General features: G+C 73.9%; 6 protein-coding genes. 2 read left to right on the top strand and 4 right to left on the bottom strand.

The genetic code is table 11. The features are described 5' to 3' along the window. Positions 1–533 precede the first annotated feature (533 nt). Complete coding sequence (locus tag J5X86_RS16645; protein WP_208517600.1) at positions 534–2156, bottom strand: sensor histidine kinase; 1623 nt, start codon at positions 2154–2156, stop codon at positions 534–536. Positions 2157–2320: 164 nt separating this feature from the next. On the opposite strand from J5X86_RS16645, the gene J5X86_RS16650 reads away from it, so the two are divergent. Then, complete coding sequence (locus J5X86_RS16650; protein WP_208517601.1) at positions 2321–3760, top strand: cation:dicarboxylate symporter family transporter; 1440 nt, start codon at positions 2321–2323, stop codon at positions 3758–3760. A gap of 186 nt (positions 3761–3946) precedes the next feature. On the opposite strand, the gene J5X86_RS16655 is transcribed toward J5X86_RS16650, so the two are convergent. Then, positions 3947–4141: a hypothetical protein gene (locus J5X86_RS16655; RefSeq protein WP_059148544.1), complete on the bottom strand. Its 195-nt coding sequence runs from the start codon at positions 4139–4141 to the stop codon at positions 3947–3949. Positions 4142–4391: 250 nt separating this feature from the next. Here J5X86_RS16655 and J5X86_RS16660 point away from each other — a divergent pair, with 250 nt between their 5' ends. Continuing rightward, positions 4392–7562, top strand: coding sequence for a BTAD domain-containing putative transcriptional regulator (locus tag J5X86_RS16660; protein WP_208517602.1), 3171 nt, complete (start codon positions 4392–4394; stop codon positions 7560–7562). A gap of 27 nt (positions 7563–7589) precedes the next feature. On the opposite strand, the gene glgB is transcribed toward J5X86_RS16660, so the two are convergent. Both glgB and J5X86_RS16670 read right to left on the bottom strand, forming a co-directional pair. Continuing rightward, on the bottom strand, positions 7590–10460 hold the full coding sequence (gene glgB, locus J5X86_RS16665; protein ID WP_374229258.1) for a 1,4-alpha-glucan branching enzyme: 2871 nt from the start codon (positions 10458–10460) through the stop codon (positions 7590–7592). A gap of 134 nt (positions 10461–10594) precedes the next feature. Then, positions 10595–12136, bottom strand: coding sequence for a phosphotransferase (locus tag J5X86_RS16670; RefSeq protein ID WP_208517603.1), 1542 nt, complete (start codon positions 12134–12136; stop codon positions 10595–10597). Positions 12137–12187: the final 51 nt, after the last annotated feature.

A 12187-nucleotide genomic window follows, 5' to 3' on the forward strand; every position in this document is an offset into this window, starting at 1 on the left:
GGTGGCCAGATCCCTACGGTGATGATTCCCCTACCGCTCGTGCTGGGGCATTTGCCCACCGGGTCCCCGCCCATGCGCGGCCGAATATGGCCCCGGCCGCGGGCGGGGTGCCGGGCGGCGCCGGGTTCGCGGTCGTCCGGTGGGTGTCGACTGGCCGTGGCGGGATGTGGCGGCGGTTCGCGCGAGGAGGCCGGGTGGCCGCTCCCGGTACCGGGCTGGGTGGTACGCCGTGCGGCGGTCGGCGCTCGGGCCGGGCGGGCCGGTCCCGCCGGGGCTTTGGCCGCCCCGCGGCCCGTCCGTGCGCGGCTGGATAGGGCCGCCCGGCGGCCGGGGGTGGCGGGCGGCGCCGCCTCCGGGGAGCCGTGCCCCGCATCGGTGGCGCGCCGATGCCGGGCGGGGCCTCGGCGGGTGCGGCGCGCCGTGCTGATACGCGGTGCTCGGCCGGGCGGCCGTCCGGCCGGGCCCGCCCGGGGGCGCCTCGGCCCCGGGCGCGGGCCGGTCGGCCGGTGGGGTGCCCGGGGCAGTGAAGGGGCTCACGGTGTGGCGGCCGGGGTTGCCAGAGGCAGGCGGACCGTGAATTCGGCGCCGCCGTCCGGGGCGGCCGATACCTCCACCGTGCCCGCGTTGCGGCGGGCGGCCTGGCGGACCAGGGCCAGGCCCAGGCCGCGCCCCTGCGACTTCGTGCTCCAGCCGCGCCGGAAGACCTCCTCGGCCGCCGCCGGGTCGAGCCCGGCCCCGGTGTCCGCGACGCTCAGCGTCAGCTCGCCGGCGTCCGTGCGGGCGGTGACCGTGACGCGGGCGCTGCGGGGTGCCCCGCCGTGGCCGACGCCCTCGGCGGCCGCGTCCGTGGCGTTGTCGATGAGGTTGCCGAGGATGGTCACCAGGTCGCGGGCGGGCAGACCGGGCGGGAGGACGCCGTCGTCGATGCGGCTGTCGGGGGCGAGGACGAGTTCGACGCCGCGTTCGTTGGCCTGTGCCGCCTTGCCCAGCAGCAGCGCGGCCAGCACCGGTTCGGCGACCGCCCCCACCACCTGGTCGGTCAGCGCCTGGGCCAGCTCCAGCTCGGCGGTGGCGAAGTCGACGGCCTCGTCCTCCCGGCCCAGTTCGATCAGCGAGACGACGGCATGCAGCCGATTCGCGGCCTCATGGGCCTGGGAGCGCAGCGCCTCCGCGAAGCCGCGCACCGAGTCCAGCTCGCCGGAGAGCGCCTGGAGCTCGGTGTGGTCGCGCAGGGTGACGACCGTGCCGCGCTGTTCGCCGCTGCTCACCGGGGAGGTATTGACGACCACCACCCGTTCCGCGGTCAGATGCAGTTCGTCCACCCGCGGCTCGGTGGCCAGCAGGGCGCCGGTCAGCGCGGGCGGCAGGCCCAGGTCGGAGACGTAGCGGCCGACGGAGTCCTCGGGCAGGCCGAGCAGCTCCCGCCCGCCGTCGTTGATCAGCGCGATCCGCCGCCCGCCGTCGAGCATCAGCAGCCCCTCGCGCACGGCGTGCAGCGCGGCCTGGTGGTAGTCGTGCATCCGGCTCAGCTCGTCCGCGTTCATCCCGTGCGTATGGCGGCGCAGCCGGGCGTTGATGACATACGCGCACAGGCCGCCGAGCGCGAGCGCGGCGGCCGCCACACCGAGCAGCGCGAGTAGCTGCCGGCGCACCTGGGCGCTGATGGTGTCCACGGTGATGCCCGCGCTGACCAGCGCGGTGATCCGGCCGCCGGCGCGGTCGTCGCGCACCGGGGCGACCACGCGCACGGAGGAGCCGAGCGTGCCCGTATAGGTCTCGGCGAAGATCCGGCCACGCAGCGCGGGCTTGATGTGGCCGAGGTAGGTGGCGCCGATCTGGCGCGGATCGGGGTGCGCCCAGCGCACACCGTGGGTATCCATGATCGTGACGAAGGTGACGTCGGTGTCCCGGCGCACCTTCTCCGCATACGGCTGGAGCCGGGCGGTGGGGTCCTTGGACCGTGCGGCCTCGGCGACCGACGGGGAGTCGGCGACGGCCACCGCGGCGGCCGTCGCCCGCTGCCGCGCGGCCACCACCGCCTGCTCGCGGTCGGTGACGTAGGCGAAGACGGCGCATCCGGCCACCAGGGCGGCGACCAGCACGACCTGCATCGCGAAGAGCTGGCCGGCCAGGCTCCGGGGGTGGGGGATGCGCATGGACATCAGTCTGCACACGCATCTTTGTATGAACGAAATGAACGGAAGGGTGACCCCCGTCACAGGGGTGGGGCATAGTCGCCGGGACCGTTCAAGGCGGTGTGCGAGCCGCACACAGTACAGCGCCGGGACAGTTGGACGGCTGATCAGAAGGAGGCAGCACCGTGGCTGCGGACACCACGCCGCCCGCATCCGGGCGTACGGAGCCGGATGGGACGAAGCCGAAGAAAGAAAGGATTCACTACCTTTACCTCGCCGTCATCGGCGCGGTGGCGCTCGGCATCCTGGTGGGCTTTGTGGCCCCCGATACGGCGGTGGAGCTCAAGCCGATCGGCGAAGGCTTCGTCAACCTGATCAAGATGCTGATCTCGCCGATCATCTTCTGCACGATCGTGCTCGGGGTCGGCTCGGTGCGCAAGGCCGCGAAGGTCGGCGCGGTCGGCGGTCTCGCGCTCGGCTACTTCATGCTGATGTCGACCGTGGCCCTCGCCATCGGCCTGGTCGTCGGCAACTTCCTGGAGCCGGGCAGCGGCCTGCACATGAGCCATGACGCGGCCGAAGCCGGGCAGAGCCAGGCCGAGGGTGCCTCCGAGTCGACGGCGGACTTCCTGCTCGGGATCATCCCGAAGACGCTGGTCTCCGCCTTCACCGAGGGCGAGGTGCTGCAGACCCTGTTCGTGGCCCTCCTCGCGGGCTTCGCCCTGCAGGCGATGGGCAAGGCCGGCCAGCCGGTGCTGCGCGGCATAGGCCACATACAGCAGCTCGTCTTCAAGCTGCTGTCGATGGTCATGTGGGCCGCTCCGGTGGGCGCCTTCGGCGCGATCGCCGCCGTGGTCGGCGAGACCGGCCTTGACGCGCTCAAGGCGCTCGCGGTCATCATGGTCGGCTTCTACGTCACCTGTGTGCTGTTCGTGTTCCTCGTCCTCGGGACGATCCTGCGGCTGGTCGCGGGAGTGAACATCTTCCTGCTGCTGAAGTACCTGGCGCGAGAGTTCCTGCTGATCCTGTCGACCTCGTCCTCCGAGTCGGCGCTGCCGCTGCTCATCGCGAAGATGGAGCACGCGGGGGTCAGCAGGCCGGTCGTCGGCATCACCGTCCCCACCGGCTACTCGTTCAACCTGGATGGCACCGCCATCTATCTCACCATGTCCTCGCTGTTCATCGCCGAGGCCATGGGCGAGCCGCTCTCCATAGGCCAGCAGATATCCCTCCTCGTCTTCATGATCGTCGCGTCGAAGGGTGCCGCCGGTGTGACCGGCGCGGGCATGGCGACGCTGGCGGGCGGTCTGCAGTCGCACCGGCCCGAACTGGTCGACGGCGTCGGCCTCATCGTCGGCATCGACCGCTTCATGAGCGAGGCCCGGGCCCTCACCAACTTCGCGGGCAACGCGGTCGCGACCGTCCTGGTCGGCACCTGGACCAAGGAGATCGACAAGGAGCGGATGAACGAAGTCCTGGGCGGGCGGCTGCCGTTCGACGCCGAGGGCTTCGCCCGCCACGGCGGCGGCCACGGCCCGGCCGCCGACGACTCCGACGGGGCCGAGGGCAAGTCCCTCCCCGAGCGGCGTGACGGTGACACGGCGAAGGAGCACGTGCCCGCCTGACACCTTGTGCGCGCCGCGGCCCTGCCCTCCTGAATCGGGGCAGGGCCGCGGGCGTTTCACAGGCACATACGTTGCGCGCACACGGCGAATGGCGCCCCGCGTCTTCCCCCCGTTGGAAGACGCGAGACGCCGCCATTGGCTACGCCGCCACTGCCCTTTGGCGGTCCTTTCGGCGCCGAAGGCGCCTCAGCGCTCGCCGTCCGGCGCGCGGCGCAGCTGTTCCGGGAGGGCCGTCCATTCGGGGCCCTCGTGCAGGGGTTTGACCCAGGCGATGTTGCCGCCGGTGTCGACGTAGGCGACGCGGCCCATGGCCTCGCGTTCGAGGTCGTAGACGAGCTCGCCGATCCGAGGTGTGCTTCGTGTTCCTTCAGCCGTGGTCATGAGCCGCCTCCTCGGCACCTCACTGCCATGCTGTCCCCCGTTCATTGGTGGATGAGGGCCCCGGACCGGACACTTCCGGTTCGGTCGCCGCCGCCGCGGTGACCGGGTGACCTTCTGGTGCCCATGGGGCCCTCGATGACCGTAGGGTGCTACGAGCCGCTGATATCCCGCTGATGCCTCGCTGACCCGAACCCGTGGGTAGGCTTCCACATGGTCACAGTGAAATCTCTGGTACCAACGGGGGCAGTGTGTGGATGGGACCGAGTTTCGCCTGTTGGGACCGGTCGGAATATGGCAGAGCGAGCGTCTCCTGGGGCCGACCGCCGCGCAGCAGCGGTCTGTTCTGGCGATGCTGCTGATGGCCACCGGCCGCGTGGTGTCCGTCGACAGGCTGGTGTTGGCAGTATGGGGCGAGGACCCGCCGGGGTCCGCGCGAAACGCCGTGCAGGTGCAGATTTCCAAGCTGCGGCGGATCCTTTCCGCCTTGCCCGGGGCCGAGTTGACGACATCGGCGAAGGGCTATTCCCTGACCGTCGCGCGTGAGCAGGTCGATCTGCACCGGTTCCGCGATCTGGTGCGGGCGGCGCGGGAGGCTCCCAAGGGCAGCGGGGCTGCCGGGGCCGCAGGGTCGGCCACCGGAGCCGCCGGGTCGACTGCCGGGTCCGCCGAGGGCGCCGAGGACCGGGCCGGGGAGCTGCTGCGCGCCGCGCTGCAGTTGTGGCGCGGGCCCGCGCTGGCGGATGTCGCGGGCGGCTGGCTCCCCGACACCCTGGGCGCCGGGCTGGAGGAGGAGCGGCGTACGGCGGTCGAGGAGCTCGCCGCGATCGATCTGCACTCCGGACGGCACCACGAGGCCGCCACGGAGCTGTCCGCCCTGGTGGCCGAACACCCCTTGCGGGAGCGCTCGGTGGCGCTGCTGATGGAGGCGCTACGGCGCGGCGGCCGGCGGGCCGACGCCCTGGCGCTCTTCCGCTCCACCCGACGGAGGTATGTGGAGGAGCTGGGCATCGAGCCCGGCGACGAGTTGCAGAGGCTCCACCGGGAGGCACTCGAGGACAGCCGGGATGGCCGGGACGGCCGTGAGAGTCGAGACGGCCGTGAGAGTCGAGACGGCCGGGACATTCGGGGCGGCCGGTCCGGGGATCCGTCGGGGCCGCCCGGATCGTACGGGAGCGCTCCCGCGGCGGCGGCACCCTCCGACGCGATGCCGGTCCCGGCCCCCGCCCCGGAGGGCGTCCCGGCCGCCGACGAGGCGCCCGAGCCCAGCACCGGGTCCGTCACCGGGGCCGGCGACGAGCCCATCGTCGTACCCACCTCCGCCGCCGGTTCGCCCACCGCCAGTCCACTCGCCACCGTCCCCGAGCCGATCTCCGTCATCACCGCCGTACCGCAGCAACTCCCCTCCGACGTCGCCCACTTCACCGGCCGCGAACGCGAACTGGCCGGGCTGGACGCCCTGCTGCACGCGGGTTCGGGTGAGGGCGGCGGACGGGCGCCCACGGCCGCGATGATCACCGTGATCGCGGGCAGCGGCGGCCTCGGCAAGACGACCCTCGCGGTGCACTGGGCCCACCGCGTCCGCGACCGGTTCCCCGACGGTCAGCTCTATCTGAACCTGCGCGGTTTCGGCCCCACCGACTCGGCCATGGCCGTCGCCGAGGCCGTACGGAGCCTCCTGGACGCCTTCCAGGTGCCCGCCCACCGGATCCCCGCGACCGTCGAGGCGCAGACCGCCCTGTACCGGAGCCTGGTGGCCGACCGCCGGATGCTGATCCTGCTCGACAACGCCCGTGACGCCGAGCAGGTGCGGCCCCTGCTGCCCGGTTCCCCCGGCTGTCTGGTAGTGCTGACCAGCCGTAACGAGCTCACCAGCCTGGTCGTCGCCGAGCAGGCCCAGCCGCTGCCGCTGGATCTGCTCGACCGCGCGGAGGCGCGCGAGCTGCTGATCAGCAGGGTGGGCGCCGAGCGGGTGGCCGCCGAACCCGATGCCGTGGCCGAGGTGATCACGGTGTGCGCCGGGCTGCCGCTCGCGCTCGCCATCGTCGCCGCCCGCGCCGCCGCCCACCCCCGCTTCGGCCTGGAGGCGCTCGCCGGGGAGCTGCGCGACGCCCGCGGCAGCCTCGACGCGTTCGAGGGCGGGGACGCCACCACCGATGTCCGGGCCGTCTTCTCCTGGTCGTACCACACCCTGGGCCCCGACGCCGCCCGGCTGTTCCGGCTGCTGGGCGTCCACCCGGGCCCCGACATCGCGGCCCCGGCCGCCGCCAGCCTGGTGGGGGTCCCGGTCCCGCAGGCCCGTCGGCTGCTGATCCAGCTCACCCGGGCGCATCTGATCACCGAACGCGCCCCGGGCCAGTACGGCTTCCACGATCTGCTGCGCGCCTACGCCGTGGAGCTCACCCGGGCGTACGACGGGCAGGACGAGCGCCACACCGCGCTGCACCGGCTGCTCGACCACTATCTGCACACCGCCGTGGCCGCCGGGGCGGCCTTCACCCCGCACCGGGAGCCGATCGCGGTCGAGCCGGTCCGGCCCGGGGTCAGCGTCGGGGAGTTCACGGGGCACGCACAGGCACTGCTCTGGTTCGGCCTCACCTATCCGGCGCTGATCGCGGCGCTGCAGCAGGCCGCCGAGACCGGATTCGACACCCACGCCTGGCAACTGGCCTGGTCGCTGATGGAGTTCCTGGACCAGCGCGGCCACTGGCACGATCAGCGCACCGTCCACCGGACCGCCCTGGGCTCGGCCCACCGCATCCGCGATCTCACCGGCCAGGCCCACGCCTGCTACGGCCTGGGCCTCGCCGATCTGCGGATGGGCCGCTACGACCGGGCCCGTGGCCATCTGGTGCGCGCCCTGAACCTGCACCGCGAGACCGGCAACGCCGTCGGCCAGGCCCTGGCCCATGGCGCGCTCAACTTCGCCGGTGAGCGGGAGGGCCGCCATGACGAGGGGCTGTACCACGCGCTGCGCGCCCTGAAGCTGTACCGGGCGGCGGGCCACCGCAGCGGCGAGGCGTACGCGATGAACAACGTCGGCTGGGCCTACGCCATGCTGGGCGACTTCCGGCAGACCCTCGTCCACTGCGAGAAGGCGCTGAACATGATGCGGGAGGCGGGGGACAGGCGCGGGGAGTCCGCGGCCTGGGACAGCCTCGGCTACGCGTATCAGCACGTCGGCGACCACCAGCAGGCCATCAGTTGCTACCGGCACGCCGTGGAGCTGCGGCACGGGCGGGGCGAGCAGGTCCGGGAGGCCGAGTCCCTGCACCGGCTCGGCAGCGCGCAGCTCGCCGCCGGGGACCGGGCCGGGGCCCGCCACAGTTGGCAGCGGGCCCTGACCCGTTTCGACGCCCTCGGCCACCCCGACGCCCAGCGGCTTCGGGACGGGCTCACCCGGCTGGGCGGGCCCGACGGCTGACGGGACGTAGGGATCAGGCGGGGCGGCTCAGGCGGGCCGCAGCCAGATCGTGGCCAGCGGCGGCAGCACCGGCAGGATGCTCGCGGGTCGCCCGTGCCACCCCGTGGGCTCGGCCTTCAGCGGCTCGGCGTTGGCCACGCCGCTGCCGCCGTAGCGCCCGTCGTCGGTGTTCAGTACCTCGCGCCACACCGGCACCGCCTCTGGCGCCCCGATGCGGTACTCCTGGCGGACCACCGGGGAGAAGTTGCTGATGGCGAGCAGCGGGGAGCCGTCGGCGTCGAGGCGGAGGAAGGCGAAGACATTGTCCTCGCGGGCGTCGCCCTCGATCCAGGAGAAGCCCTCGGGGTCGGTGTCCCGCTGCCACAGCGCGGGCGTGGCCGCGTACACCTGGTTGAGGTCGCGGACCAGATCGCGGACGCCCCGGTGGTCGGGCTCGGCGGAGTACGACGGGTCCAGCAGCCACCAGTCGGGCCCGTGCGCCTCCGACCACTCGGCGCCCTGGGCGAACTCCTGGCCCATGAAGAGCAGTTGCTTGCCCGGGTGGGCCCACATGAAGCCGAGGTAGGCGCGGTGGTTGGCGCGCTGCTGCCACCAGTCGCCGGGCATCTTCGACACCAGGGCCCGTTTGCCGTGCACCACCTCGTCGTGCGAGATCGGCAGCACATAGTTCTCGCTGTACGCGTACACCATCGAGAAGGTCATCTCATGGTGGTGGTAGGCGCGGTGCACCGGCTCATGTGCGAGATAGCCCAGCGAGTCGTGCATCCACCCCATGTTCCACTTCAGCCCGAAGCCGAGGCCGCCGAAGCCGCTGGGGCCCACATGGTGGGTGGCGCGGGTGACCCCGTCCCACGCGGTCGACTCCTCGGCGATGGTGATCACACCCGGGCAGCGGCGGTAGACGGTCGCGTTCATCTCCTGGAGGAAGGCGACCGCGTCCAGGTTCTCCCGGCCGCCGTGCGCGTTGGGCGTCCACTGGCCGGGCTCGCGGGAATAGTCGAGGTAGAGCATGGAGGCGACGGCGTCCACCCGCAGACCGTCGATATGGAACTCCTCGCACCAGTAGACGGCGTTCGCCACCAGGAAGTTGCGCACCTCCGTGCGCCCGTAGTCGAACTCCAGCGTGCCCCAGTCGGGATGCGCGGCCCGCAGCGGATCCGCGGGCTCGTACAGCGGACGGCCGTCGAACTCGGCCAGCGCCCAGGCGTCCTTGGGGAAATGTGCGGGCACCCAGTCCACGAGCACCCCGATGCCCGCCCGGTGCAGCGCGTCCACCAGGTGCTTGAAGTCGTCGGGGGTGCCCAGCCGGGCCGTGGGCGCGTAGAACCCGGTGACTTGATAGCCCCAGGAGCCGCCGAAGGGGTGCTCGGCCACCGGCATCAGCTCGACATGGGTGAAGCCGAGGTCCTTGACGTACGCCGGGAGCTGCTGCGCGAGCTGCCGGTAGGTCAGCCCCGGCCGCCACGACGGCAGATGCACCTCGTAGACGGAGAACGGCAGCTCATGGACGCGCCCGCCCTCCCGGCGCGCCATCCACGCCTCGTCCCCCCAGCGGTGGTGCGAGGCATGGACGACGGAGGCGGTGGCGGGCGGGCACTCGGTGCGCCGCGCCATCGGGTCGGCGCGCAGGGAGTGGCCGCCGTCGTGCCGGGTGATCTCGAACTTGTACAGCGCGCCCTCGCCGACACCGGGCAGGAACAGCTCCCACACGCCGCTGCCACCGAGCGAGCGCATCGGCAGCGCGGTGCCGTCCCAGTAGGTGAAGTCGCCGGTCAGCCGCACCCCGAGGGCATTGGGAGCCCATACGGTGAAGCGGGTGCCGGACACGTCCTGGTGGGTCATCGGATGCGCGCCGAGCGCCCGCCACAGCTCCTCGTGGCGGCCCTCGCCGATGAGGTGCAGATCGAGTTCGCCGAGGGTGGGCAGGAAGCGGTACGGGTCGTGCAGCTCCAGCTCGGCGTCCTCGTACGTCACCAGCAGCCGGTAGTCCGGGATCTCCCGCAGCGGCAGCACCCCGGAGAACAGCCCGTCCCCCTCGGCCCGCAGCCGGGCGCGCAGCCCGGCGGCGGCGACGGTCACCGAGCGGGCGTACGGGCGCAGGCAGCGGAAGAGCACACCGCCACGCACGGGGTGGGCGCCGAGCAGGTCGTGCGGTGCGTGATGTGCCCCGGACAGCAGCCGCCGCCGCTCCTCGTCCCCGAGCGCGGGCGCGGGCCGCACACCGTGCTCGTCGTACGCCACGTCAGCCTGCCCGCCGCCCCCGGCCACGGGCCGCCCGGCGACACGCGACGGCTCGGCCGCACCGTCGGTCTCCTCGTGCCGCGCCTGGTCCGCACGCGCCGCGCGGGGCACGGGCGGGGCACCGTAGGACACCCGCGCCTCGTGGCCGGGGTGGCCGCGGTCGGCGGCCTCCTGCCGGTTCGCCGTCGTGGCGGCCGAGTCGGGAGATTCCCGGTGGGGCGCGGGCTTGATGCCCGCCGACTCGGCGGACGCGGGGTCCTCCCGGGGGGACGGAGCCCGCCCCGGGGCGTCCTCGGGGGCGGGGCGCTGGTCGGGGCGTGGACGCCCGGCCGCTGAGGCCGCCTCGCGGGGCCCGGCCGCAGGGGCGGTCTCCTGTGCCGGGGCGGGAGCCGTCTCGGAGCCGTCCGGGCCGGGGGACGCGGTCGGCGCCGGGCGCTCCGCGCTCCCGCGCGACTCCGGGTCGTGGCGCGCCGGGGTCTCGGGGGCCGGGCGCTCGGCGCGGGGCTCGGGCTGCGGGTGAGGGCGGCCCGGGAGAAAAGTCGGTGGGACTGCCGGGACCGCCGGGGCCGCCGGACCGGTCGTGGCGCCGGTGGCGGCGGGTGGGTGGCCCGGTCCCTCGTCGGACGGGTGCTGGCCGGACGGCGGTCGTGCGGTCACGGGGTGGTCCTCCCGGAGGTGTCGGGCGTCGGACGGTCGGAAGCGGGGAAACGGACGGGGACTGTGGGGCGGCGGTCCGTGGGAGCCGGAGCCCGGGGCCGGGCCGGGGCCGCTGCCGCCCGTGGCCCCATGGGTCAGGCGCGGGCGGTGGCGAGGCGGCGGATCGCGGTCATCGGGACCGAGAGCCAGTCGGGGCGGTGCCGCGCCTCGTAGAGCACCTCGTAGACGGCCTTGTCGGTCTCATGGGCGCGCAGCAACTCCGGCTCGTCGCGCGGATCGGTGCCGGACGCCTCCGCATAGCCCGCGCAGTACGCGGCGCGGGTGCGGCCCGCCCACTCCTGCGGGCGCTCATGGCGTCCCACGGCCGCCGCGTAATCGAAGGACCGCAGCATGCCCGCGATATCGCGCACCGGCGGCTGCGGGCGGCGGCGCTCGGCCAGCGGACGGGACGGCTCGCCCTCGAAGTCGATCAGCGACCACCGCCCGCCTCCGCCTCCGCCTCCGTCGCCGTCCTCGGTCAGCAGCGCCTGCCCCAGGTGCAGATCGCCGTGGATGCGCTGGGCCGCCCAGGTGCGGCCCGCGCGCCCCAGCGCGGCCAGGTCCTCGTACGCGCCGTGCAGCTCCGCGCGGTACGGCTGGAGGGCGGGCACCGCGGCGGCGGCCGAGTCGAGGCGCTCGCTCATGGCGGCGGCGAGATGCTCGATCTGCGGGCGGCGCAGCACGGAGGTGGGCAGGGCGCGGGCCATCGCCAGATGGGCCTCGGCGGTCGCATGCCCCAGCGCGCGGGCGGCGTCGGTGAAGTCGCGCCCGGCGGCCAGGGCGTCGAGCGCGAGCTGCCAGCCGTCCCGGGAACCGGTCAGGAAGGGCTGCAGCACCCCCAGGGTGAAGGGCTCCGCCGGTGGCCCGGCGCCCTCGGCCGGCGGCTCGGCCTCGAACCAGGCGACGGGTGCGGGTACCCGGGTGCAGCCGGTGTGGGCGAGCGCGAGGGGGAGTTCGAGGTCGGGGTTGGTGCCGGGGCTGACCCGGCGGAAAAGTTTGAGAATAAACGTATCGCCATAGATCACCGAGGAGTTGGACTGCTCGGCGGTCATCACCCGGGGCGGCAGCGCGGAGGGGATCACGCTGGACGGCTCCCGTACGAAGCGCAGCGGGCCGAGCCGCCCGGGCATCCGCAGCCGCTCCAGCAGCAGCGTGGTGAGCCGGGGGTCGAACAGCGCCTCGTACACCGTCTGCCCGTCCAGCGGCCCGCCGCTGGGCCGGCCGATGAGCGCGGGGGCGAGCGGCGGCGGAAGGGCGGGGCGCGCCCCGAGCAGGAGCTGGTAGCAGTCGCTGGCCGCCGCCCCGCGCCGGTGGCCGCAGCCGAAGCCGTGCCGGTGGCCGGGCGGCTCCGGCTGCTGGGCGCGGATCAGCAGATGGAGCAGCCCGGGCATGCCGCCGCCCGCCCGCCACGGCAGCAGCTCGGTCGCGGAGACCAGCGCGAAGCCGGTGACGGGACGGCCCTTGCCCGCGAACCAGCGCTGGCGGGGCAGCCACTCGGCGAGCAGCGGCGCGAGCGAGGCGAGCAGCCCGGACGGGCCCGCGGCCGTGGTGGTGCGAGTGGCGGACGTCGGGGGCTGATCCCGTGGTACGGCGGTCGGCGGGTGTTGTGCCCCCCGGGAGAGCGGAGCTTCCGGCATGGCGTCGCGTCCTTTCCCCGGGCACACGACAGATCAGGGCAAAGTGTCCCG

It is taken from the genome of Streptomyces sp. NEAU-YJ-81, assembly GCF_017592595.1.
GTDB lineage: Bacteria > Actinomycetota > Actinomycetes > Streptomycetales > Streptomycetaceae > Streptomyces > Streptomyces hygroscopicus_B.